This is a genomic window from Endozoicomonas sp. Z74 (assembly GCF_057680865.1).
The window spans coordinates 1-26,374 of record NZ_JBLYZI010000083.1; the positions used below are offsets into that span (position 1 = coordinate 1).

The following is a 26,374-nucleotide window of genomic DNA, read 5'->3' on the forward strand; positions in this document are numbered from 1 at the left end:
AAGAACGCCAATGGAAACTCTGATAGATGGCAAAGAGATCTGGAAGGAAAAATTTGTAGCCTGAATTTGACCTGACAGACACCCTCTGAAAAATCGGTGACTGTCAGATCAGGTCTGAACTACTACAGGTTAATTCATCGTCAAGACCGGACCAGTTTGGACAACCCCCTCACCTCTGCCCGCACTACATCATCTCCTATACGCTGGTCAATGGAATCCACCTTTTCCGTTTTGAACCCACGAACCCCAACATTACTTTTCTGAACTTCCAGGTTGCCGCTGTGTAACAGTACTTTATGGAACAGATCACGGGCCTCAAGGTCTACCTGTCCCACATCAGGAACCCGGGCAAATCGCTCAATATAAGCGGCCAGGAATTTGATCTCAGCATCCAGCATGCCCGTTCGATCCTTGCCACTTTTACAATTATAAAGGGGCACACCTCCAATCAAACTGGTCAGATAAGCAACCCGGGCAGCCAGTTTATAGGTATCCTTTCCCTCTGAGTGATGACTGCCCGAACGGTATATCTGTTTGACCTGAAGCGCCAGAAGCTCAACCACTCGATGCTTTCGATAAAGCTTGTAATATCCAGGAGAATCCTTATCCATTCTATTCGGTTTTCTGGAAAGAGCGCTGAGGTAGTCACCACACCAACCTCCAACATCTGAGCCTCCACCCACCAGCACAGCAATGGATGGGTCATTCAGCCTCTTCTGCATTGCTCTTCCGCTGGTAAACCGCTCAAGAGTCCCCACGCCCCCGATGTTGACAGGGATATTAAATTTAGCCAGTTCAACAGAAAAGCGGACCCGCCGACTTTGTCCATCCGGTCCTGGAACCTCTATTTCCAATGGATCCCGTGACAATAGAGCGTCCCATGCCTCATTCTGATGATCTTGCATGGAAAGCTCATCTTCAGAAAATACGCCTGTTAACATACCTGCTGTTACCAGCGAGGTAGACGTCAAAAAGATACGGGGTGGCTCATCCAGCTCCTCTGCTGCATCCAGCGCCTGTTGATACCATTCTGGTCGGCTTGCCAGCGCAGCTACCAGGGCTTCTTCCGCTCTTTTTTGAGCCCCCTGCTTTCTTAACTGCTTATCCGGTTCTTTGTAGGGGTCAAGAATGGCGTGCCTCACCCCACGAAAGGTTTCACCTCCATTGACCTTAAACTGTGTCTGCCAGAGACTGGCAGCATGCTCCTTATTGGTGGTATCCCTGCAAGTCACTCCGGAACCCGGTCGGTATGGGGTCCTGAACACACCGCACTTTTTTGAAAATCCATTGTGTTTAACTCGAATGGCACAGGCCGGAGTCTGGGTGCACATCATTTGTACATCTCGTTCTCTCCTGCCCGGCAGAGAAAAGCCCTGACGAACGGTCTTCCAGCCGGAACCATTCAACAATTGCACCTGGGCCCGTCGAAATGCCTTGTTCACAGACTCTTCGTTTAAGCCGGCTTCAATTAAAGGTTTTAAAAGAACGTCCGGAAGGTCTTTACCTCGTTTCATATCCGTTTTGGAAACAAAGGTATGCCCCTTGAAGCCCCCTCTCGCACTGCGGGCACCTAACTCACCTTCTAGGTGATGGCAATACTCAAGTAACCTGTCATACCGGCTTATGTCATTTACCTCATTCGCCTCGTCTGCAGCATCAAGCACTACGGCCATCACCGCACGAATCTGGAGATCCTTCAAATCCAATAGTTCCTCATGGGAGTGGGTTGAGAAAGGGGGCGATAAAACCGTACGCTCTCTCTCTTCACCTGCCCCACGGGCAACCTGGTCATGAATGCTGGCTGTCCAGCCTCTCAGATCCAGATAGAGCCCCAAATCCCAGAACAGATTACCCATATTTTCAGGAACATGCTCAATCTGCCAGAGCTCCTCTAACAATTCTTTAGGGGACTTAATGTCAAGAACACTATTGTCATCCGCTCTGTTTGCCAAATCCTGTTTCAGCTGCCCAATTCTTTTTTTATGCGCTTTTAGTCGATCTCTGGGAAGCGCTTCAATAGCCTCCAGGGCAGCTTCCATATACAGCGTTTTTATTTCCTTCACTTCTGCCAGGAGCGGCAGAGGCACCCAGCCATGCCTGACCTGCTTTACTTGCTCCCGAACCGCTTTTAACTTTTTTGGAACCGGGCTGGAAAGATCACTGAGAGTTTTTGGAGAACTTACCTCCGGACGTGGCAGAGGGGTTCGCTCGAGGGTTTGGCCACGCACCCGGCTTTTAATATATAAATAAGGTGTTTTTATAAGGTGAACGAACCTTCCAAATACACTGGCTGTTGGCTTCTTTTCAGAAGTTTCCAGCAGAGTTTCCCTGGATGATATGGAGTCCAAAGAGGATAGAGAGGATTCCGAAGAGCGGGAAGACGAGCTGGTTGAACGATCCATGTTAATTCTCAAGTGCCAAAGTATTGAGCCTTACAGAGAACCGCATAAACCCCTTATAAATTCTCTGCCCCCACCCCTTTCAGGAACGTCAATGATCACTCTTTCTTTTCAGAATAAGTAATGACTGATTAGCCCTTTTGATAACTTTTGTTCTGTTAGGTAGTAGTCCTTATTGCTGATAATTATAGTCGAGCACAGACTAACCACATCCCAGACCGACCAGTGAACCAGAGCCCTGAATCAACGGGGCTTCTGGAGTGGCGGACTATACCATTCCAGTGCATAAGCAAGGCACAGCAATGACAGATCTTATCAATTACCGCGTTGAACATGACCTTCTGGGTGAAGCCCAGGTTCCAGACACTGTCTATTACGGCATTCAAACTCAGCGTGCCGTCGAAAACTTCCAGATCACAGGGGTTCAGCTGAACCACTACCCGAGCCTTCCCCGGGCCCTGGCCATGGTGAAAAAAGCCTGTGCTCTGGCCAACCGTGATCTGGGCATGCTGGATGCGGGTAAAGCCGACGCTATTGCTGATGCCTGTGATGAAATCATTGATGGCCGCCTTCATGACCAGTTCGTCGTAGACATGATTCAGGGTGGAGCGGGCACGTCCACCAACATGAACGCCAATGAGGTCATCTGCAACCGCGCACTGGAATTAATGGGGCACCGCCGGGGTGAATACCAGCACCTGCACCCAAATACCCATGTCAACATGGCCCAATCTACCAACGATGTATACCCAACCGCTATGCGGCTGGCCATGGTACTGAAACACAAATCCCTGCTGGTGGCCATCAAGGCATTGAAAAATGCCTTTGAAGTCAAGGCTGATGAGTTCAAGGATATCCTGAAAATGGGCCGCACCCAGCTTCAGGACGCGGTTCCCATGACTCTGGGCCAGGAATTCAAGGCCTTCAGCACCACCATCGGTGAAGACATTGACCGCATCGGTGAAATGGCCGCCTTGCTGCGCGAAATTAACCTGGGCGGTACCGCCATCGGTACAGGCATTACTGCGGACAGCCGCTATGCACCTCTTGCGGTTAAATATCTGACTGAAATTTCCGGTCAGGAAATGATTCTGGCAGGAGACCTGGTGGAAGCCACTTCCGACATGGGCGCTTTTGTTATCTTCTCCAGTGCCCTCAAGCGTCTTGCGGTCAAGCTGTCCAAAATCAGCAACGACCTGAGGCTGCTCTCCAGTGGTCCATTGTGCGGTCTGAACGAGATCAACCTGCCAGAGATGCAACCCGGTTCATCCATTATGCCAGGAAAGGTAAACCCTGTTATTCCTGAAGCCATGAGCCAAATCGCCTTCCACGTAATTGGTAACGACCATGTAGTTACCATGGCGTCAGAAGCTGCCCAGCTGCAGCTGAACTACGCCGAGCCGGTACTGGTCTACAAAATCCTGGAATCCATTCAGGAACTGACCAATGGCATGAACATGCTGGGAGACAAGTGTATCAAGGGCATCACCGCCAACCGCGAAGTCTGCCAGGGCTATGTGGACAACAGTGTGGGCCTGGTAACTGCTCTGAACCCTTACCTGGGTTATGAAAACTCCAGTCGTATTGCCAAAACAGCACTGAAGAGTGGCCGTCGTGTGGTTGATCTGGTACTGGAAGAAGGACTGCTGACGGAAGATCAGCTTAAGGAAATCCTGAAGCCTGAAAATATGGTTGCTCCACTCAACCTGAGTGCAGCAGCTCACTGAGCTTTAACTCCTTAAAAACGGCAGCCGTTAAGCGCATTCATGAATTTGGCTGAAGACGCGGATACGGCTGCCTTTTATAAAGAAAGGGACTGGTGAATTCATTAGTCCCTTTTCTGCCGGCCGCGATAGGCCGTGCCCCTCCTTTTTTCAAGTCAACCGCTCACCTCTCCCCTGAAAAACCCAGTTTAAAACACCAGACCAGAACGAAAGTCCAGTTATATTTTTCAGATTTCCAAAAAAGTAAGGAGTTTTAACAGGTAATACCGTATTTCCCCTATTAACAATACTACTAACATCGTCTATTATTGCGCGATCCTGTCAGGCTTTATCCACGTTTGCGAAGTTTAAAGCCATAAACATACGCATGCATCAGAGTTGTTACTGCATTAAAAAGACATTTGCCCTGGATCAGAGGCCGCTAAGCCCCTGGTACTGAAAAGCGACGTTATAATACTCTGCTACACTTTGAGCGAATTCCACAGCCGTTAGCAAATCCACTCAAAATGCATGCAGTTTTTGCCTGAAGAGCTATACAATAGCTGACCTTGCACAAACCGTTTTAGCCTGACGGCGTTAAAATCCCATAAAGTAAGCGGCCAATTTAATACAGTGGAGTCATTATGCAGCAACAGGACATCAAGCAGGAACCCACCGTTTTCATCATCGATGATGACGAAGCTGTGCGTGACTCGCTAAAGATGCTAATGAGATCGGTAGGCCAGACGGTTGAAGCGTTTTCTTCCCCTGCCGAGTTTCTGGAAGTCTATGATGAAAATCGCCCGGGATGCATCGTACTGGACATTCGAATGCCAGGCATGAGTGGTCTGGAACTTCAAAGCAAACTCAACGAAATGCACTGCATCCTGCCCATTATTTTCATCACCGGCCATGGCGATGTTCCCATGGCAGTCCAGGCGATCAAGGATGGGGCCATGAACTTCATCCAGAAGCCGTTCCGGGATCAGGAGCTGCTGGACCTGATCAATGATGCCCTGAAACTGGATACCCAGCAGCGTCGTGAACTGCTTGAGCACAAGGAAATTCTGCGCCGCCTGTCTACATTGACGGATCGTGAGCGCGAAGTTCTGCACCACGTCGTCGAAGGCAAGGCCAACAAGGTGATTGCTGCCGATATCAACCTGAGCCAGCGAACCGTAGAAATTCACCGCTCAAGAGTCATGGAAAAAATGGGCACCAAATCTCTGGCACATCTGGTCAGGCAAGTGATGCAGGTTAAAGAACATCTGGAAGGTGAGTTCAGCTTTAAAATCTAGGCCCTCAACCATCCTTTGTAATAACCTTGAGGGTTATTAAGGGAGGCAAGGTGTCGCTTGTTATGAATTTCAGCACTGCCCAATATCCACAATGGACAGCGCTCATTCATCAAGTTCCTCCTACTCCCTGCTATAGCAACCCCAAATAAATCTTCCAATCATGCTTCCGAATCTAAGGAATGAATCATCACCATCCCTCTTCGGAAGCAGTCTGATTTCAGACTCTCACCCTGGGTAATCACCAGCAAGAAAGACCAAAAAAACACTTAAACAACACGGAAACGAAAGCCCCTGCCAGGCCTTAGGTAGTCCCCGTACAACGTCAAGTACATCCCTCCATTCAGCAATCTGCCTGCTAAACCTAAACTCAATGCGCATCAACAGAAACAGGCTGAAGGGGAGCGGCTTGAGCAGCCATTGCCAGTTAATGTGCAACACTGTTTACTCCCCCCGGAACGTACATTCATTCACGATAGACCACAGAAATGCCACCCAACGAATGGCCTTTCATGGTTTTCAAAGTCCGCGGCACTTTTCATCCATGCGATAAATGCGCATATTAAAAAGAGCCGACCGGTTGCTTTTTCATCACATCAACACAGGTTTTATTTTACCCCAAGGCTGACTCTATGAATCTCGCTCACAACACCATAGTGTATCTTCTGGAACAAGATACCGACATTACCGAGACGATTCGCAGTCTGTGTGATGAAAAGTCCATGCAACTAAAGTGCTTTCAAACCCCCCTGGAGCTGCTCCAGGCGGTGAAAGACGGTCAACCTTCCTGCATCATCGCCGCCAATGACCAACCCAGCGGTCAGGCCTTAAGCCTGATGCAGGGACTGTCAAACCAGGAGCAGAAAGTCCCGGTTATCATCCTCGGACACCATAATGATGTCTCCAGCGCGGTCGCCGCCATAAAAGCAGGAGCTCTGGATTATATCGAAAAGCCGGTCATCTACGGACGGCTGGCAGAACAGTTGAACCAAGTGGTTAAACATTCCCTCCGTACCATTTAGCCCAACTTCAGGCCAGCTCCTGCTGCAAATGGCGCACATAAACGGCCAATTGCTCCAGCAACGCTCCTTTTTTCGGGTCATTTGCCACTTCATCTTTTACATTGGCCAGATCTTTCCAGAAGCGGTCAAAACTCAGTAAGCGATCATCTCCTCGATGCCTTTGTCCAGAAAGCCTTTCCTGGCAATACTGATGCCAGAGAAGCTGCTCTTCTGAATCCAGCGTACTGCTGTAATGTCTTCCCCGGTAGCGAAACAGCATTTCGTCCAGTCGCTTATCATTAAAAGCAACCCCAAGCCCAGACAGTTCCGAGGGGCTTGATGACAGCACCCGGCTCATTTCATTTCGGTCCGATGGCGAGAAAAAGCCACCACTGTACAACATCTGATCTGGATCATCGGAACCGGCCTTTGGCGGTTCAGAAAAGACCTCCCTGAGTTTCAGTTTCAGGGCTCCATCTGCAAGCAGCTTTTGCCGATGCCCCTCACAGACCGATAAATCCAGTTCAAGCCGATCCTGGTCCTGGGGTCTTAACACACTGACAGGTGCAACCACAGGGCATTTATTGATATGAACCGTTTTCAGGGGAATTCGCTCTTCGCCTTCTGAAAGATCTTCTGCCGCGGTAAAAAGACGCCTGCGAATATCCTCAGCCGACAGGGATAACAATGGAGCTGGATCCACAGACAGATCATAAACGACCACGCCATTACGATTCAGTGGATGCTCAACCAGCGGGATAACCAGCGCCAGGTTATTCCGGGCAGCACCAAACATTCCCGAAACATGTACCACCATGTCCTGCTTCACCAGATTCAACAACTGGGACACTTCACGCTTGCCACGATGATTAAGGCAATATTGGAATACTTTTGGCTGTCGATCGCGAATCAGCCGGGCCAGGGCAATAGTGGCACGAACATCTGACAGTGCATCATGGGCTGAGCCATGATCGAGATCATTGGCCGCCGTCAGCTCTTCCAGGCGGAAGCTTTTAGCACCATCCTCACGCAGGGGCCACTGGATGCCTTCCGGCCTGAGCGCACCGGTAAGGCGAACCAGGTCAATCAAGTCCCATCGGCTGTTGCCGTTCTGCCACTCTCTTGCATAGGGGTCATAAAAGTTTCGGTACAGGGCATGCCGGGTCACTTCATCATCAAACCGGATACTGTTATAGCCCGTCACACAGGTTCCGGGAACCATCATGGCCTCATGAATCCACTGAATAAACTCCGGCTCAATCAACCCATGCTGATTCACCTGCTGAGGAGTCAACCCCGTCACCAGAGTCGCCATGGGATGAGGCAAGTGGTCTCTGGGTAACTGACAGAAAATATTCAGGGGCTCCCCGATTTCATTCAGTTCAGCATCGGTTCGAATACCGGCAAACTGGGCAGGCCAGTCCAGCGCAGGATCGGTTCCAAAAGTCTCATAATCGTGAAAGTAAAAACTCTTGAGCATTATTCCGCCTTTTCCTGCCAGTGTATTTCAATCTGGCCTCGACTGATATCCTGCATATGGCTGGCCAGACATTGACTTTCATTGGAAGCCACAGAAACCGTTATAGTGACTCGGTCATCATAACGGCATTGTTCGATGGTGGCTCCATGCTGTTCCAGTGCATGCCTGACCGACTGTTCCCGGGCATAACTGCAGTGCAGCACACCTTGCCTGAGAGCAATCCGGTTCACCAGCTGCAATTGCTCACAGGCTGCCTGCACGGCGGAACCATAAGCCCTCACCAGGCCTCCAGCCCCCAGTTTAACGCCTCCAAAATAGCGAACCACCACGGCGACCACTTCCCCTATCTGCTTGTGTTGAAGCACATTCAGCATAGGCCTTCCAGCCGTGCCGGAGGGCTCTCCGTCGTCATCAAATGCTTCGGCAGCCCCTCCCCCGGGAGCCCCGGCAACAAAAGCAGAACAGTGATGAGTAGCGTCGGGAAACTGCAAGCGGAGCGAGACGATATAATCCAGGGCTTCCTGGCGAGAAGAGACAGGGGCCAGAAAGGCAATAAACCGGCTTTTTTTCACTTGCGTTTCAACACAGACCGGACCGGCAGGAACAACGTAATCGGCGGACATGAAAACCTTTGCAGAGTGTGGAAATAACGGCGATGGCACAGGAAATGCACAACGTCAAAAAAGATGCCTGTCTTTATGAGAGTCTTTAGAGAGATTTCAAATACAACCGCTCATTCCATCTCACTGAAAGAAAAGTACTCTTTGAGTGTATCAACCAGATCAATGATATCATGGTCGGCACTGACAATGCTGTAACCTGAATCAAAGTACTCCGGCCCTACATCCGGTTTACACCAGTGGCAACGGGTATCAAAGTCCAGGTAGCGCTCACCGATGCGATCATCCGGCAGAATGATCCGCATATTGTAGACCGCTCCAATCAGAACCGGAACGGCACTGATCAACATCAAACCATTACAGCTGATATTGCCAATACTGCCCATGACCCTCATGGTATTGCGGTTATAAACTTTCAGATAATCGTGCAGTTGATGACGCTTGATTGAGCGGCGCTCCTTGCCGCTGGGGGTTGCTGCCATAATCTCATCAATCCTGAAAGGCCCATCAATGGAGCCTGTTGAAACTCTTTTATGCGGTGACTGCCACTGCTTGCATCAGTTTCCCCTGCGACAGCATTCGCAGCTCTGCCTCTCGCGCTTCTTTCTTTGCTGCTTCAATATAGACATTCTGTCGTCTCAAAAGCTCACGCTTTATTTCTTCAATACAAGTTTTAAACTGATGTGAAGCTGGCTGATGGCAGAATTGCTCCGCCATTCTGGCATGCTGCGCCTTGGCTTTGCAGGGTTCAGCTTTTCTAATAGCCATACGAAGCTTCTCCGAGCCTTCCAGGGGCGCTGACCTTAGCGGAACATCCTTGGCTTTATTTGCCTGAGATGGCCAGACAAGTCGCTTTACCTTCTCTTTTTTTACTCGGCCAGTTGTAGCATCCTTCATAAAACCATGTATAGCGCTGGGCCTGTCTTGAACATCAACTCCAGATACCACAGAACTCAACAAGCCAATAACCCTTTTGCACAACCCGGTATTGGTTCCCTTATTCTCCGCAGGCAAACCAGCCTGCTGAACTGCCAAGACCAGCTGCTGATAAAACTGTTTCAGTTTTTTCTCTGTTTCCATACAAGCATCAATTGCTGTCTGACTGCGACCATTCACAGTATCAATATGACTCTTCAACGTCGCACCCACCGATCTCAAGGCTTCCAAATCATAAGCACCTTGAAACTCACTCATAATTCCGGAATAAATCTCTTCTGCCTGACGGCACATAGCCAAAGCACAGGCTTGAAGCTCTGGCCTTACATCTGCATAGTAATCTTCACCATCAACATAAGGAATAGGTTTGGTTTTAATTTCCTCCAACATTGATTCAACCTGATCAGCAAGATAGGTTGAATCCGCCACCTCCTCAAGCTTCTGTCCACTCTCCAGCTTTCTTCTTTCGACCTTCTCCAACTGATGCTCACACCAGCGCTTCATGGCACCATTAACCTTTTTACCAGCCTCATTACCCTTGAGCTGGGGAGCCTCCTTGAAATCAAGAGAAAAGTCCTTCAATGACTCTTTAACCCCTTTATCCAGCCAGGCATGCTCTTCTGCCAGAACTCTGTCTGCCTCACAGTCCATGGCCCCCTCTTTCAAAAACTTCTCACAGCTCTTTGTATGAGATGATACTTCGCGACTTGCAAATACAGCAGCGGTCATCATTAAATACTCTCTTTTCTCCTCCCATTGAGCCAGCTTGAAGGCTTCCAGAGCTCTTCGCACCTCTGTGGGAAACTCCGACCATTCAACATCAGAAACCCTTTTAACTTCCTCTTGAGCGAGTTGCAACAAATCATCCTGACTGCGATCCGGTACTGGAACTTCTAAATCTTGGATAATGGCCTTTTTATATTCTGGTGGCCATTTCGCCGTTTTCAGATCAACACCCAGGGCTGACTTTAGTTGACTTTCCGCCTCCAGTGCTTTCTCGTGAGCCGCTGAAAAGTGCTCGATATATTCCAAGTCTATATTTTCCTCAAGACTATCCAGCTCACTGATGTCAACCACCATCACAAAATCCTGACAGCGGAAGTTATCTGACTTCCTGGAAAATCGACCCACTTCCTGGCTGACCACATCCAGCCTGCGTTCCGGGTCTTCGTACATTCCAAAATGAACACCAACGCTGTTACTCACCTGGGGTGGATCAATCCCCACTGCTGATGTCCTATCCAGCCGGACATCGTACTTAGCCGGATTGGCTCGAATCATATCTTCTTCTTCTGGACTGACGGGTGCGCCCTTGCCATCGTTATCATATTTAGGATCATCCGCTAAATACATGCAAAGCCGCTTTTGCTGATCATAGAAAAGTAAGCTCCTGGGTTCTACTCCCGCCTCTTTCCTGATTTTCGCCAGCATGTCAAAATCAGCTTTAATGTTCGTTTCATTGTTATCACCCCGGTCATTTCCATCAAACAGAATCATCTGCCTGTCAGGACCAAATCGATCCACAACCTGGCGAACAACCTGCTCCCGGTTTTCAAGTTCTAACATATCTGTTTTCCCTGGAGAGAAGACCGGGGTAGCCTTGTTCATCCAGTGCCAGAATCTTGGGGTTGTGGTTAAGGGGTCGGAATTACACCGGGTTCTGACTTCACTGGCATCCTTAGAGCCGGATAACAGTGCAGCAGCATAACTGGTTCCAGTGGTGGCAGAAAGGCACAGTTTGTTTTTACAACCAAACAGAAAAGCCCCCTGGGTACGAATGATATCCCAATTATTAACCATAACCCGTGAATGACTATCATCAAAAAGCCCAGCTAAGGCTGAGTTGACCTCATCACGCAACTCATTCAGCTCCTCTGCACGATTGGGTACAGCTGTCCTATCCCATTCATCAAACACATTCATCCCATCACGAACCAGATCATCAGCAATGGCGTCCAGTTTCTGGATGCTAACCCTCTCTTCACGCGAAGGGCTTTCTTTCAGGAGTAAACGATTACGCAGCTGCATCAGAATTTGAACATCTCTGACCGAAATCCCCACCGGTCCCTTGTCCGCTTGAGCAACTTTATTTCTATTTTCAGGAGGGGTCTCGGGATCCATACCCAGCACTAAATTATGGATTCGATCCAGATTATCAATGGGAGCCTTGCTTCTATTCAGCCACCAGGCCTCCCCTCCCCTGGCAAAAGTCCCCATAATATCGAGGGTTCGGTACTGAATGCCTTTCTGGGCAAAATACCGCTGAAGCGAAATATCAAGCTCAGCCTGGTTCGTCACTGGAGCAATGACCCTGACCGGGCAGCCCTGCCTCAAGGCACGCTCCACCGTTATAGGAATAACAGTCTTACTCTTCCCGTAACCAGTACCTAACTGATAAACCAGCTTAACCGGCTCTTTATCCATGTTTTGTACAGCATCCAGAATATCCCCTACGACTTTTGTCTGACTCCCCCTCAGAACCACTCCTCCACGCTCAAATGACATTACAACTCGGTGTTTAGATTCCAGTGTTTGCTCAGAATAGCTATCCAGCCGTTCATTAATTGTTTTCTGCTCGGAAGCCACCAAGGCCATTTCAAGATTCAATTCCTGACAGCGCTGCCTGAAACGGTCCGGGCTCAAGGGGCTGACCTGCATAACAACAATCAAGTCATCCAGCTTTGTTCTGAGGCCTTTGAGTTGACCTCCTATTCTTGATGAAGCAGCCAGGTCATTCTGAGCCAGTATCAAGTCAACCAGCGCTTCAGTATATTGGTCTCTGAGTGCATTAACCTGGTCTTGGCTTCTGCCAGTAAATTTTGGCAACCGGCCGTCCTCAAACTCAGAAATTGCAAAAGCAATCAGTTCATCATCCCTATATTCTTTGAGACCTTCAGGGTTTGTTTTTCTTAACTGACCCGCTATTTGTGTTGTCAACTGGTCAATACCCTGAGATAGTCTGAGCTGATGGTCCCGATTCACCTTAATGACTTTTTCCAGATTACGCTGAACTTTTGGAGGAGAACCTTCAGTTCGGCCATCACCAAATGGATCATACTGCATGCCATTCAGTTCACACCCCTTGTACACGGTCAACTTCTGAAAGGCTTCCTGTCTGAATGCTTTTCGATTGACCGCTGCCTCCTGAAGCTCAGGCCTTTCGTCCCGCATTCGAGCCTGACATTCATTAAGGAAAGTATCTCCGACCTGGTCAAAAGTGGCTTCAACGGAAAACTTTGCAAAATGACCAGGATCAGAATCCGTCAGTGAAGCCCCTATAGCATCCTTGCGATTTCTCTTATTCTCCTGGATTTGGCGATGAACACTTTTTCTCACCTTCTTTTTAGAAAGGTAAAACTCATTCTCCGAAGATTCACCTCTGCTTACAGCCATTTTTACAGGTGGTTGCTTTGGCTCTCTTTTAACATCTTCGATAACCTTCCCATACAAAGCAGTCAGCTGCTCCTTGGAGCCTTTTTCACTCATCCAGGGTATACCGTCATGAACTTCTATAACATGCTCTTTAACATGCTCTATAACTTGACGGGGCACCCTACCTGTACTCTTCAGGTGGCGAGCCTCACCACAAGCCGCTTTATAGAAAAAAGAGGCTTCCGCTTTTTCTCTTTTAGGATCACCTTTACCAATCACTTTTGGCTTCAACGTGTCATCAGTCGATTTTTCATACAAAAAATAACGAACATGTTGAGGAGTTTTTCTCAGCGCGATGATCGCTGTCTTTCCTTCTGCATTTTTAAGAGGCAACCAGTCTTGGGAAATGGCTCCAGCCCTATTATCTTCAAATGGAATTTTGACATGAGGATGATCATACAGAAAGCATGGATCTACACTCCAAATTGAATTACCAAGATTAACCTGCCATTCTCCTGACTTGCTTTGTTTAAAAATAAGACCTTTAGGTTTAACACGATCGCCCACAATTTGAATACTTCGGTCTCCTGTCACTTCTGATGATAAAAACTCTGCTCCATCAACGGAATCAAAAAAAGCGTTTAATGGGCTAGAGCTGTCTCCTGCTACTTCTCGTCGAACAATTGAACCTGACCTTACTTCCCTTCCAAGCTGATCCTCATTAAGAACCCGGCCTCCGGGACGAAAAGCTTTCATCATTCTTTCATGGGGATAATCCAGGCTACCCTGACTTGTATCAGGCTGAAGTCGTAAAATTTTGACTCTAGAATCAGGTTCCAGTAAAGACTTTTCTTTATTTAACAGCGCTGTACAAAGTACTTTCAGTTTATCCTGTCGGCTCTTATTTTTTCTGGTAAGACTACTCCCTCCATGCTGCTTTTCAGCCTCTGAGGCAAGCTTTGATGCTACTCCCTCCAAATCCTCAAGACAGGCGATAAGGACATCATGCATACAAGGCATTGGATGCAGTTTGAAGGCATCCCTTATTTTTTTTAGCCCTGAATCAGCAGCAGCATAATAATCCTGACCTTTCTCAACATGCTCATGCTTATCCTTAAGACTGTTCACCAGCGACAAAACAAAAGGTCGAATCCGTTCATCCTCAATCATTCTTCTTGCCTGCTCTTTACCACCAGGCATTACCTCCTTACTGGCTTTACGACCCGCTTTTTTGGGAGCTCTATCGTTGACGGCCTTTTCAACTCTCTCCAAGGCTGCATTTACACGGGACTTAATAAATGGTCGAGCCTTAACCCCCAAAACTTCGGGGTGAACCGTACTGGGCATTTTTTCTGGCAATAACTGGCACAAAACTGCTCGATGCTTATCATACAGACTTCTGACTCTGTCTTGCCCAGGCTCATGCTCAATTTGAGAACATCCTTTATCTGCAAGCAAGCTGGAAACTCTGACCACCAGCTCTCCAGATAAATAGTCCCGGGCCTCTGCGTCAGGCTCTGACAGAATCTTTTTTAAATCAGACAGAGACTCACTAACAATTTCATCCGGGTCATTTTCAGCGGAAGGAGGTCTCAGATTACTACGTTCAACAACCTGATCAAAGTATGACTGCCTCTCATTTAATAAGTCTTCAGCGTGTTCTGCCCGCGACTCACAGTCTGTAAAAATAGAATAAATATTTTTAAGATTTGCTCTATCACCAACACTCAACTCTAATTCTCGACAACGTTCTGAGCCGATAAATTGGACCAGCTTTTCCTTATTTTCAGCTATTTTCTTCTTGAAATCCTTATAGGCTCTTATTTGGTCAGAACGAAGCTCACTCTTACTTGGCGGTACATTTCCTGTTGAAAAATCTCTATCCAGATATTTCTTCTCTTCATCTTTTAATGAGCTTTCCAGCTGAGAGCAGGCCAGCAAAACCTCTCTCTGGGCTGCTGCAACACTATTACTGATGGGGTTTGGTAACTTTCTGACCTCGAAGCGTTCAAGCTTTGATTTTAACCGGCTAATGGCCTGATTCATCTCGGCAACTTCACCCCCTCCATCACTACGTCCTGTCTGGATTGACTGCCTCCGATCCCTATCACGGCTAATATCAACATTAGGCACGGCGCTTGCCAGTTCTTTAAGAAACTCGCCTGGAGTTTTCCCTCCCTGCCCCTGATGGGTATCACGTATAGACTTAGTTTTAGCCTGTTCGGCATCCAGCATGGACCTGATAGACTTCAGGTCACCTGCTCTATTTTTCAGTTCTTTTTTGGCGTCATCAATTTTATTGCCACACTGCCTTTTCAAGTCAGCTATCTGACGAGCACCTTTATCAAATTCCAGCTCTGATTTTTTTAACTCCTGGCGCAGTTCATTTATCTTTTCTTTAATCTCTAGATCACCTGAAAGGCCATCACCTTTCCCTGTATCACGTTCTGATAGGAACTTCTCCAGGCGCTCTAAATTTTCACGACATTTTGACTCTAAACTTTCCAGGGATTTATCAAGGCTCTGCTTTATTCTCACTTGCTCATCAATCTGAGACTGAATTTTTAAAACCTCTCCATTTCTTGATTGAAAACCAAGTTCAAGCTGGTCCAAAACTGACTGATGCTTATCAATTTCACCGATGGGTGTTTTATTTGACAACCCCTCACCCTTTTTAACGCACGCTGTCAATGCCGAATAATCTGACTTCATATCAGATTCATTTTTTTTCAGGCGTTCTTCTGCATCGGATAAAACTTCAAGCTGATTAACATAACCATCTTGAAGAGACTTAAAACCAGGCTGATAATTACCCCTGAAACCATCCAGCGACCGAATAAAGCTATCTCCAAGCTCTTTAAGCTGCCCCTGAACTCTTTCTAGATCTACATCCCCCTGATCACTAAAATCATCTTTCCATGAAAGGTCTACATCAACATCCTTTAGCTCTAACTGCCTTCTAAGATCTTCTGCACTTTCATCCGGCCTTACACCACCCTTTTGATCGGGAAACTCCATCATTTTTTCTAGTCTGTCAACTTCCCGGTCAATTCCTGATTGCTTCCTCCCCTGCTGACCAGCCAGATCTTCAAACTTCCTTGCATATTTCCTTCTTAACCCATCGAGTTCAATTTTTCTGTCATCATTCCATTTTTCTAATTGGCTGAAAGCAGCCTCAACATCATCTCTACAGTCTTCAAGCTGCTGATTTAATTTATCAAAATCACGCTGTTTATCTTCAAACTCTTTCCTTAGAAGTTCATCGGTAGGGCTTAACTTCAGTTTTTCTCTCAAAATTTCAAGATCACTATCAAGATCCATCAGGCGGTCACGAACATCGCTGTGGCGTTGTCTAGCTTCATTCAGAACATCATTCAGTTTCTGACGATCTGTATCCAGCCTTGCTTTTAAGTCATCCTTCTCTAACTGGAGCTGATCAACGTTATCCTTTAACTTGGCAACGCCTGAACGAAGCTCTCCAAGCCGGTCTTTAAGCCCTGCCAAGCGTCCTTTTAAATCCTCATCATCCCCAACCCTGTCATCAAGGCCTTGAAGGGCCAATGCTGTTTTTTCATAATCATTTTCTGTTTGAGCGACTCTTGAGAGCCGTTTGCTGATATCTGCTTTTATTCCTGAAAGATCTGCAGAGACCAGGGAACCTGACTCCAAATAAGGCGGTAAATCACCAAAACCAGACTGAAAAGGCTCTGCTCCCCATTCATGATCTCTCAAGGTCGGCCCACCTGTTGCATAGGGGGACCGGGTATCTTCATCTCTTCCCCCCCTGCCTCCATAAGGAGGTCTCACTACCTCGCCGAGCCCACCGGAACCTTTGTTCCCTCGAACCCCAAACGGATGATCCCCTTCTTGATCAGATGAACCACGTCGCCTGAACCTGTCATTCTCTGGATCAAAAGAATCACGGCGACCAAATCCGCCATCTTCTGAACCAAGTGAACCTCGACGCCTGAACCTGTCATCCCGGGGATCAGAACCGAGCCTCGGCCGCCGACCTCCAGGGAAGTCACTTTCCCCCCAGGGATTGCGGTCATCCCCTGTTGGGCTCGATGGAAAGGAGTCCCCTCTACCACTGTCATTTGAATCGGTTCGCTCATATTTTGGATGGGGTGGCAGGCGTATATCACCGGCCTGAACACCGACATCCTCTACATCCTCCATGAACCCTCCACCTTCTTCAAAATCAGGAGCAACCAGCTTGAGAACGTCAAGCAGCTGGGCATTCATCTGAAGATAGGCGGTAAAATAGGACTCTTTTTGACCTCCCGAGCGGTAGGCTGTTGTAAATTCCCAATTTTTAACTCTCAGCAAAACATCCATTACTTCATCAGCATTGTCGCAATGCTTAACTTCCTCCAGGACATCCATCATCCTCTTGTCCAGGAAAACCGGTTCATGCGCCTGAAGTTTATTTATCGCCTTTACAACTTTGTCTTGCCTCATTCCATAAAGTGTGCGCCTTTCGGGGAGAAGTGCCCTTTGAAAATCATCAGGTCCAATTCCCTGCTTAAGTGCTTCAAGGTACTGAGTACACTGTTTAGCAAGATTCATATGAAATGCAGGAGGAGGGGTCATAAAACGTTGCTTATAACCGGGTACAGAAACACTTCGACCCAGGATACCCCGACTTTTTAGCGTGCTCTGTGAAGATGAAGGCTGGGTGTATCTCTGCCCCCTTACTGGCTTGATTCGCCCTGTGGAAGGCTCATCTCCATTGTCCCGACCAAGACTGGGTTCTTGAAGGCGGGGGCCGAATATCGGGCTTGATCCTGAAAATTTATCCATAGTTGGCAACGGTATTTGTGTTCTTACAATCGTGTCACAGATTGTGTGGCTGATTAATTGTCTCTACCGCTCAGACAATGCGACAGGGAGTTTCAGTTACCCTGATTCGCAACCCTTTTATTCTGTATATTTTCAGGCTAGCAAAAGAGAAAAATGCCCAACCCTTAAAAAGAAAATCGAACGAGCATTAAATCAATATCTTTTGACCTTCAGTCATTCTCTCAGCAATTCCCTGTCGTTAATTTACTGGATAGAAGTGAAAGAGTTGAAATGACAATCTTTTGACGAAACAAGCCACTGTATTTCAATACATCAAATCTGTCATTCACTGTGCAACAACTATTGGCTCGTAATTACTTTTTTAAGAAAACCTGAAAGCTCTGTTTTTAATAACTGATTGACTGCCAGCTGCTGCTGAACAGTTATTCCAGACAATGCCCCCTCAGCTCTATCCCCCTCCAGCTCCTTCCAATAGATCCGGCACTGCCCCACGCTGTCAAACTGGTCAGATTCCAGGTGATGTTTATCATTCAACGGCACCCAATCCAGTGACAGCCGGGTCATATAGGGGGATACCAGCGCCTGCCTTTCGGCGGTATCCAGCTGCGATATGGCCGGCGATTGAGATGAATATTTCAAGTTGAGCACCGCCTTCGTTTTCAACAGCTCAAGATTGGGAATCACCAGATAGTCCACCTGCCGACGACCTTCAAGCCAGTTGTTCAGACGATCAAGGTCATAGTGTGAGCCACTGTGGGTAAACCCTCCCAGTTTGAACAGCCCTTTCAGGGAGCACTGGGACAATTCCCGGTTCAAATGATCCGGGCAGGCGTGTTCAGCACTGCTTACCCAGCGTTGATAGAGCTGCAAACTGTCAACCGGAGAGTTTAAGGCCCATCCAGCACTCAATGCCTTATAAACAGACCGGCTGGATACGGCATCCGGCGTCAGAAATCCGGAATCTGAAAACTGTAACATTGGGAAGAGAATGCCTTTCATCCCTTCATCACGTGCCTTTATCCATTCAGCCTGAAACTCACACCGTCCATGGAGTGTCACTTTACCTGCAGTCAAGGTTGCCAGCTCTTTCGGCATGCTGCCGGGAGTCCAGGAGTCCTGGTAAGTCCGGTAGCCGGGTTCAGGGCTCTGCCCAGTCCGGACCTCGCCAGAACCGAAAAAGCCACACCCAGCCAGCATCAGCAAGGCCGTGAGCCCTGCTAATGCCATCTGTACTTTTTTAGTTCTGGAAGTCGGGCTGGTAGCCATTGAATATCCTTCAGAAGACAACGGTACTGGCTTCAGGCCAGCGGCTTAAGATGGCTGGAAAAGGTTTACCTTGCATTATACGCTGCCTACTGAAGGTCCAGTCCATTTCCTTCTGAGTGACTCAGGGATCTGACTGAGTTTTCGAGCTGCTGCAGACGCAGGTTCACCTGGCTCCTGAGAGCACTGAGCTGCTTGTTCAAATCCGCCTGAGCCTTGGCCGACTGTTCCAGCTGTTTTTGAACCTTCTGCTGTGAAGCTTCCTGGCGGAGCTGGTCAATATCCCTTTTCAAGGCATCCAGGTTTGCGGTCATATCAGAATTGGCCACCAACTGTTCCGTGCTCAGGGCTTTGACCAGTTGCTCAACCTCACTGAACTTCCCTTTTAACTGGTCCGCCCCCTTTTGTGCGCTTTGCGCCTGCCGGGAGGCTTCCTTCAATTGCCCTTCGTATTTTTCAAGCGTTGCTTTATTGTCATTAATCCACTGACGATTCCGCTTGTTGGAGACATCCCAGAGCTTTCGAATCTCTGAGTTAACCACTTTCAGCTCTGAACGAAAATTTGAATCGCTCTCACTGACACTGGCTCCCGTCTGGGACACCTCTCCGGTGATCTGCTGCAACTGCTGCCGGGTTTGATTCAGTTCACTCCTGGTCTCGGTCAAAGCCTGCTGGAGCAATGTTACCTGCCAGTACCCCCCTCCCGCGACCGCAACCAGCAGTATGAACAGCACAGTCAGCATCAGGATGCTGCCGACTCTCCCCCTGGGAGCTGTCCCATTCTTTCCTGCCTGTCGGGCATTCCCTCCCGCAGGCCGACGCCTGGAAGGCCGCTCATCGGCCGTTATCGAAAACTCCTGGTTACCCTGACTGATGGCTCTGCCCTCTTATCCAATGAAACACGGCCTAAAATCAAATCGCTATTGTAGAAGAAAGCCTGACCAAGCCCAAGCCCTGTCTGACAGGCCTTCCTGAAGAAAAGAATCGCCCACAGTTCACCAAAAAGGTTGAAATTTTCACAACAACCCCCAAGATAGTGCGCACGTGGATTCGTAGTAGCCTCGATGCTACTATCGCTTTGCGAAAAATCAGGTCCCTGGACTGTTCCGAACGTATTCCAACCAAAAGTGGAGAATCAACATGGCTTTTGAACTGCCCGCACTGCCTTATGAGCGTGATGCCCTGGAACCCCACATCTCCAGGGAAACCCTGGATTACCACTATGGCAAACATCACAAAACCTATGTGGACAAGCTCAATGGTCTGGTGGCAGGCACTGAGCTGGAAAGCAAAAGCCTGGAAGACATTGTAAAATCCTCAGAGGGCGGCATTTTCAACAATTCAGCCCAGATCTGGAACCACACATTCTACTGGAACTGCCTGAGCCCCAATGGTGGCGGCCAGCCTTCCGGTGAACTGGCTGAGGCCATCAACAAAGCCTTTGGTTCATTTGATGCTTTTGCGACCAAATTTAACGAAATGGCCGTCAACAACTTCGGCTCTTCCTGGACCTGGCTCGTCAAAAATGCCGATGGTTCCGTGGAAATCGTCAACACCAGCAACGCCGCCACTCCCCTGACCACCAACCAGAAGCCCCTGCTTACCTGTGACCTCTGGGAACATGCTTACTACATTGACTACCGCAATGTTCGCCCCGACTACCTGAAGGCCTTCTGGTCTCTGGTTAACTGGGAGTTTGCTGCGTCCAACTACGCTGGCTGATACTCCGGAGCCACCTGATAACCAGGTGGCTTCACCCTCAACCCCCTTTCATTGCCTTCCGTCATACTCCTTTCCCAACGCCTGTTTTATATTGAATGCTGGCAGCCTTCTGCAATACCAACCCAATAATACCAATCGAGGGGGAAAGCCATGCTCACCATTACCGTCATAAGCCCTGATCAAATTCATATGGAACTCAACGGCACTCCCAATGCGGATGAGATGAGAGCCGCTATTGATGACTTTCTGACAAAGACCCAAACCATTGAGCACGGAAGGATGCTCTATCGCTTAGAACATTTTGACTTTCCCAGCCTGGATGCCATTGGAGTCAAACTGTCACAGCTGCCAAAACTGTTCCATGCCTTCAGAAAGTTTGAAAAGGTGGCACTGCTCTGTGATAAACACTGGATCAGAACCCTGGGAGAGCTGGAAGGCAAACTGCTTCCTGGTATGGAAATCCGGGCATTTGAGCTGTCTGAACAGGCAACGGCAGAAACCTGGCTTCAGCAGGATGAAAACCGGCCTTAAATTGGGTACTCTGTCGTCTGTTTGAAACGTCAGGAAATAGATGTATGGATTGGCTATCGGCAGTGCAGGTGTTTGTGCTGTCTCAGGGAGTTCTACTTTGCGTTGTTATACTGTCCGTTGATGGCAACAACCCGGTCGCCAGTCGGATTCTGGCCTTGTTTGTGGGGCTGACCACCATCGGTATCACCCTGCACCTGCTGGTTCGAACGGAGATACCCTCCTACCGGCCAGTCTATGTTATTTATATCCTGATGATCATGAAGGGACCCCTTCTCTATCTCTATGTGCGCTCCCTGACCGAAAAACAGTTTGCCTTCAGCCATAAGCTGATGATTCATATTCTCTGCCTCCTTCCCGCGTTAATCTGCTGGCTATGGTTTATGTCTGGCCCCTACTCCATAACCTCGATGGACGACTCACCCGTGGGAATGGAGCATCGTATCAGTATTTTCTACCTGCTAAACAGCATTATTATTTTCAGTTACTCTATCAGTGCCCTCCGCCTGCTGAAGTCCCACCGCAATCGACTTGAAAGGACCTTTTCCGCTCTTGGCCCTATCACCCTGAACTGGTTGAAATGGCTGATCATCTACATTATTGCAACAAGACTGTTGTTTATTATGATGGAGCTGGCCGGGTTCATAAGCATACTCAACAGCCAGCCGGAGCTGTTTCTGATACTGGATTTTGGGGTGATTTATTTTATTGCCATCGGAGGCTTGAAGCAGCCACAGATCTTCAATGGAGCCACCCGGAAAATACTGGATGATGTTGAGAAATCTGACTCAACAGCAGCCTCCACCGAGAAATACCAGCGCTCCGCTATTCCCTCAGACCGCGTAGAGGAGGTATGGAAACAATTACTGACCTTGTTTGACCAACAGAACACCTATATGCAGGAAGATTTGAACCTCAGCCAACTGGCAACACTTCTGAATGTGACGCCCCATGAACTGAGCCAGGTGATTAATGTTCAATCTGAAGGCAACTTTTATGAGCTGGTCAACCGGTACCGCATTAATAGGGCCAGGGAGCTTTTGAAAGCACAGGAAAACAGGCACCGAAAGCTCCTTGATATTGCCATGGAGGTGGGCTACAAAAGTCAATCGACGTTTTATAGCCAGTTTAACCGCCATGCTGGCATGACCCCGAAAAAGTACCGGGATAAACACAACCCCAGGCCGGCTTCATGATGAAGCCGACAGGTCTTTTTCCGTGGCCGTAATCCTCGCCTTCAACCAACCCACTTCACTGAAGTTACTGCCATTTTCATAGGCCCTCGCCAACAGCAACCTGAGAGCCTCCAGGCGCACCTTGAAAGCGGCTGCATTATTGGGCGAATCAGCCAGGGCCATTTCAAGCAGATGCAGGGCCTCAACCGGTTTGCCAGTACTGACTTTTTCTTGTGCCCGGGCAATCAGAGGCTTTGAGCCACCCGCCATTTCAGACAGTTCCTGATACAGCTGGCTAACGGGTACCGGGTACAGCTCGGTGGTGGACTCGAAATGAAACCAGGTGCTGTAATACTCCCAGATACTGCGAACGTTCCAGGAAACCTTACCGTGCCCCTGACTGAGCGCCAGTTCTTCCGGCAATTGTATTTCTTCCATGAGCTGCCAGAGTGTTTTGCCGGCGTTCATCCCGGCAATGGTCTGGTCATGGATATAGCGGGTTCCTTCCCTCATTCTGATCAGATCGCTCTTCAGTTTTTCCCTGCCCGTCAGAGGATCAAAATGGCTGGGCAGTATCCATTCCGGTTCCAGGTTGATCATGGTATCGAGAGAGCGGATATAGGCGACGGGATCACGAAACCGCTCCCCCCTCAGGGTGAACAGGTTGGGTACCATAGGAAACAGAGGGCCAAACACATCCCCAGTAAACAGGGCTTTCTGTGAAGGCACCCACATCACCAGGTTGTCATCCCCTTCAGCCCCCGGGGTTGGCAGTATTCTGAACTCAATACCTCCCAGTTCAAAACGATATTCACTGCCGTCCTTTACAACAACATCCGGAGTAATCCCCCCGTAGGAGAACAGACTGTCCTGTGCCGGAGGCTCTTCCGGCATAAACGTATAGAGCGTCCGGTTCCGATTCCAGAAATAACGTTCAAGATCCTTAAGATAGCGCTGCCCTTCGGTAAACCGCTCGTGGGTGATGACGGTGGCTTCAGGAAACTCCGCCTGCCAGAAGGTAAACCCTCCTATATGGTCACCGTGAGAGTGGGAAAGAACAATATATTTAACTTCCCCTCCAGCCGCTTCCTGCAGCAGTCGTTTATGTCGGGCGGCCTGGGTAGCAAGCCCTGTGTCAAACAGCACATTACCTTCTGGCGTTTTTACAAGGTAGGTGTTGGCTACCCCACTGGCTCTGAAAATAGTCTCCTGAAATCGATCCACCTGAACAGGAATAAAGTGCAACCCATTCACTGTTTTCACCGTCAACTGTTGATCCAGACTGGACTGTGAGGCGATAAACTGATCTGCCATAGCCCCTGCTACTTCCGCTTTTCGCTCCTGAATCACCCTGGCAGCATCAGTGCCATTCATTCCCAAACCTGCAACAACGCCCACCAGAACGGAAACCACCATTGCCAGAAAAAAAGTCCATCGATTTTTATTCATGAATCTGCCGTTATTATTATGGAGTAGCTTGCCCACTCATTAGAGAGAGGATGACAACCATCAGAGCATGATGGTTTTCATTCTAAGCAGAATAGTACGGTTTCCAGGTCATTCCGTCCTGCCAGCCAACGGGTTCAGACTCTTTTCATGTCCAAACCGGCCGGATTGGAATAAAAATCGTGCCCCCAGAACACACGCTCACTTTTCAACAAAGGCGCGTTCAATGACATAATCAGCGACATCGCCCGTATGACTTGAGGCAATAAATCCTCTTGCATCCAACAGGTTGCAGGTCTCGCTGATCATCCCCTGACTGCCACAGATCATGACCTTATCCGTTTCGGAATTCAAAGGAGCCAGCCCAAGATCATCACACAGTTTGTTCGATTGAATCAGATCTGTGATCCTGCCCGTGTTTCGAAACGGTTCCCGGGTCACGGTGGGGTAATACTGCAGCTTTTTCCGGATTTCCTCCCCCAGGTACTCATGGTGGGGAAGCTCATTTAACAGATAATCGTGGTAAGCCAACTCACTCCCCCAACGAACCCCGTGAACCAGTATCACTTTTTCAAAACGTTCATAGGTCTCAGGGTCCTTGATAATGCTTAGAAACGGGGCCAGTCCGGTACCCGTTGCCAGCAGAAAAAGGTGCCTGGCAGGCTTCAGATCAGTCACCATCAAGGTCCCCACCGGCTTGCGGCTCACCAGAACAGGATCCCCAGGCTGGAGATGTTGAAGACGGGAGGTCAATGGTCCATCGGGAACCTTGATACTTAGAAATTCCAGATGCTCTTCATAGTTGGCACTGGCAATGCTGTAGGCCCGCATCAGCGGCTTGCCATCCACCTCAACCCCAAGCATGACAAAATGTCCATTATGAAACCGGAAAGAAGGCTCCCGGGTGGTGGTAAAACTGAACAGGGCATCGTTCCAGTGCCGGACGGAAAGAACTTTCTCTTCAAAAAAGGCAGTCATAGGCAGTTGTTGTAAGGCTTATCTGAGTTTTTGTAATCGTCAGCTCACTATAGCAGACCTCTGGTTAAGTCTTGCCCGGAGCGGCATAAGAAATAAAACCCATACAGCACTGCTTTCACCTTTAATTTACCCCTTCAGTCTTAGCCACCCATAACCCAATGATTTTATAATCAAAGCGCTCAAATCAGGGAAGACATCAAAAATCAGCTTGTACTTTCTCTACCACTTTTTACTCCGGTAATCAGGGCCGAACAGAGCGTAATACAACCAAACGCTCACAGCAATCAGAACCCCTTTTACAACAATATCTGCATAATCTCTAGGCTCCATCAAACGAAGCGTTGCCAGAAGATCCCAGTAGACAGCAGGCTGCCCAATTTCAGCTGGTCTGGGGTTGTCCTTATTATACAGCCGTCTAAATGGGTTACGATTCAATGCTCGTGGACCATAGTGCGAAAAGTCCATCACTGCTTCCAGCTCGGTAACCAACTCAACCTCACCATTACGAACGGTATCGATTATCGCTTTAGTAGCAATAAAATAACTCTTTTCAGCCCCTTTCTTTTTTAAACGATTTGCAGACCTCCGGTCAATCAGTAACGGAGGATACCTCAATCCACCACGGCTTTCTTTAATTTCCCAAAGATGACCATACAGCCCCTGAGTTTTTACTTTGAGCTCTGTCAATAGTGCCTTACCAAAGATCTCCTTCTCTAAACCTTCATCCCACCAGAAAGTCAACTTATCATCCTCTTTAAGTGATGGAGTGAAATCTAATGAAGTAATGAGCTCGAAGTAATACCCTCTCTCTATCAACTCCGCCATAAAGTCTGTCAACTGTTCATCATAGCCATCTTCTCCTTTCCCTTTAAGATACTTCTCCCCCCTAAATGTTTGAGCTTTATCTGGAGAAACAACAATATAGACCCTAGAGTTGTACCTCTTTCCTCGCTCATTGTCTGAATAACTGGCTTGCTCCTCTGAAGCTCCATCCTGATCAGCATCTGGCTCAGCGGAATGCCCCTCCCTACTCTCTCCTGCCTGATTGCTACCCCCTTCAGAACCTTGATCTGGAACATCTGAATCCGAAGGTGAGCGATTGTTTTCATTCTCTGATTCTGAAAGGCACCGTATGAGAGTAACGGGCATACTTAGCTCTTCTACAAAACTCATGTCCTTTTGAACTATACAGCCGTTGATAACAAAATCTACAGCCTCATTAAATCGATATTCATCCTTCTGACTCCAGTCACGATCTCTTGAAACTTCATGAACAATCCCAGGATATAAATAACGATCAACTTCGGAATTCAAATCAATCTCTTCAGCTTTTTTTCCTGAAAAACAGAAAGGTCAAACCCATCAACCAGGCCACTCTCATAGTAAGATGCACTTCTGCCTCCGGATAAACCCGCCTGCCCAAAAATAATACCATCACCTGAATAGGGGCGCTGTTCAAATTAAATGTTGCTAACATGGTCTATACTCCCTGAGCATGAGAATTGTCGTGTAAAGTGGAGTTCCAGCCATGAAACCTCAGCAATTCCAAGACATCCTGAAGTCCATACCCATGATGTCCCCAGAGCAGATCGGTGTCCTCCATAAAACTCTGCCGCCCTCACCCATTGCCGGTGATGCACAAGGTATTTCCGG

Annotated in this window: 16 protein-coding genes; 6 read left to right on the forward strand and 10 right to left on the reverse strand. The window is 48.3% G+C overall.

The features are described from left to right. Positions 1-140: 140 nt before the first annotated feature. Positions 141-2,402 (reverse strand): inositol phosphate phosphatase SopB, encoded by a 2,262-nt coding sequence (locus ACNRUY_RS19530; RefSeq protein WP_488113335.1) that lies wholly within the window; start codon positions 2,400-2,402, stop codon positions 141-143. A gap of 299 nt (positions 2,403-2,701) precedes the next feature. Between ACNRUY_RS19530 and aspA the strand changes: the two genes are divergently transcribed. The 3 genes from aspA to ACNRUY_RS19545 all read left to right on the forward strand — a co-directional run bounded on the left by aspA (position 2,702) and on the right by ACNRUY_RS19545 (position 6,419). Continuing rightward, on the forward strand, positions 2,702-4,126 hold the full coding sequence (gene aspA, locus ACNRUY_RS19535; RefSeq protein ID WP_488113336.1) for an aspartate ammonia-lyase: 1,425 nt from the start codon (positions 2,702-2,704) through the stop codon (positions 4,124-4,126). 620 nt (positions 4,127-4,746) lie between these two features. Then, positions 4,747-5,400: a response regulator transcription factor gene (locus ACNRUY_RS19540; protein WP_488113337.1), complete on the forward strand. Its 654-nt coding sequence runs from the start codon at positions 4,747-4,749 to the stop codon at positions 5,398-5,400. A 629-nt stretch (positions 5,401-6,029) separates the two neighbouring features. Then, entirely contained in the window at positions 6,030-6,419 is a 390-nt protein-coding gene (locus ACNRUY_RS19545) for a response regulator (RefSeq protein ID WP_488113338.1), read from the forward strand. A gap of 7 nt (positions 6,420-6,426) precedes the next feature. Here ACNRUY_RS19545 and sbcB read toward each other — a convergent pair whose 3' ends face one another. From sbcB to ACNRUY_RS19575, 6 genes are all read right to left on the reverse strand, one after another. Continuing rightward, positions 6,427-7,878, reverse strand: a complete 1,452-nt coding sequence (gene sbcB / locus ACNRUY_RS19550; RefSeq protein WP_488113339.1) for an exodeoxyribonuclease I — start codon at positions 7,876-7,878, stop codon at positions 6,427-6,429. Then, positions 7,878-8,501: a YigZ family protein gene (locus tag ACNRUY_RS19555; RefSeq protein WP_488113340.1), complete on the reverse strand. Its 624-nt coding sequence runs from the start codon at positions 8,499-8,501 to the stop codon at positions 7,878-7,880. The genes sbcB and ACNRUY_RS19555 overlap by 1 nt, the downstream gene beginning before the upstream one ends. 110 nt (positions 8,502-8,611) lie before the next feature. Continuing rightward, a complete protein-coding gene (locus ACNRUY_RS19560; protein WP_488113341.1) occupies positions 8,612-8,980 on the reverse strand; it encodes a PilZ domain-containing protein in 369 nt (122 codons plus the stop codon). Positions 8,981-9,029: 49 nt separating this feature from the next. After that, positions 9,030-17,399 carry a hypothetical protein gene (locus tag ACNRUY_RS19565; RefSeq protein WP_488113342.1) on the reverse strand — a complete coding sequence of 2,790 codons (8,370 nt, stop codon included), beginning with the start codon at positions 17,397-17,399 and terminating at the stop codon, positions 9,030-9,032. A 549-nt stretch (positions 17,400-17,948) separates the two neighbouring features. Continuing rightward, positions 17,949-18,875: a hypothetical protein gene (locus ACNRUY_RS19570; protein WP_488113343.1), complete on the reverse strand. Its 927-nt coding sequence runs from the start codon at positions 18,873-18,875 to the stop codon at positions 17,949-17,951. Positions 18,876-18,961: 86 nt separating this feature from the next. Beyond that, on the reverse strand, positions 18,962-19,606 hold the full coding sequence (locus tag ACNRUY_RS19575; RefSeq protein WP_488113344.1) for a hypothetical protein: 645 nt from the start codon (positions 19,604-19,606) through the stop codon (positions 18,962-18,964). Between the two features lie 406 nt (positions 19,607-20,012). On the opposite strand from ACNRUY_RS19575, the gene ACNRUY_RS19580 reads away from it, so the two are divergent. The 3 genes from ACNRUY_RS19580 to ACNRUY_RS19590 all read left to right on the forward strand — a co-directional run bounded on the left by ACNRUY_RS19580 (position 20,013) and on the right by ACNRUY_RS19590 (position 22,318). Further along, positions 20,013-20,594: a superoxide dismutase gene (locus ACNRUY_RS19580; protein WP_488113345.1), complete on the forward strand. Its 582-nt coding sequence runs from the start codon at positions 20,013-20,015 to the stop codon at positions 20,592-20,594. Positions 20,595-20,744: 150 nt separating this feature from the next. Continuing rightward, positions 20,745-21,125, forward strand: coding sequence for a SpoIIAA family protein (locus ACNRUY_RS19585; protein WP_488113346.1), 381 nt, complete (start codon positions 20,745-20,747; stop codon positions 21,123-21,125). Between the two features lie 44 nt (positions 21,126-21,169). Next, positions 21,170-22,318 (forward strand): helix-turn-helix transcriptional regulator, encoded by a 1,149-nt coding sequence (locus ACNRUY_RS19590; protein ID WP_488113347.1) that lies wholly within the window; start codon positions 21,170-21,172, stop codon positions 22,316-22,318. Here ACNRUY_RS19590 and ACNRUY_RS19595 read toward each other — a convergent pair. The 3 genes from ACNRUY_RS19595 to ACNRUY_RS19605 form a co-directional block, all read right to left on the reverse strand. Next, the gene (locus ACNRUY_RS19595; RefSeq protein WP_488113348.1) at positions 22,313-23,746 is read right to left on the reverse strand and encodes an MBL fold metallo-hydrolase; all 1,434 of its coding nucleotides are present in this window, start codon (positions 23,744-23,746) and stop codon (positions 22,313-22,315) included. The two genes, ACNRUY_RS19590 and ACNRUY_RS19595, sit on opposite strands and share 6 nt — an antisense overlap. Before the next feature lie 198 nt (positions 23,747-23,944). After that, a complete protein-coding gene (locus ACNRUY_RS19600; protein ID WP_488113349.1) occupies positions 23,945-24,721 on the reverse strand; it encodes a ferredoxin--NADP reductase in 777 nt (258 codons plus the stop codon). Positions 24,722-24,940: 219 nt separating this feature from the next. Continuing rightward, entirely contained in the window at positions 24,941-26,035 is a 1,095-nt protein-coding gene (locus tag ACNRUY_RS19605; RefSeq protein ID WP_488113350.1) for a hypothetical protein, read from the reverse strand. Positions 26,036-26,374: the final 339 nt, after the last annotated feature.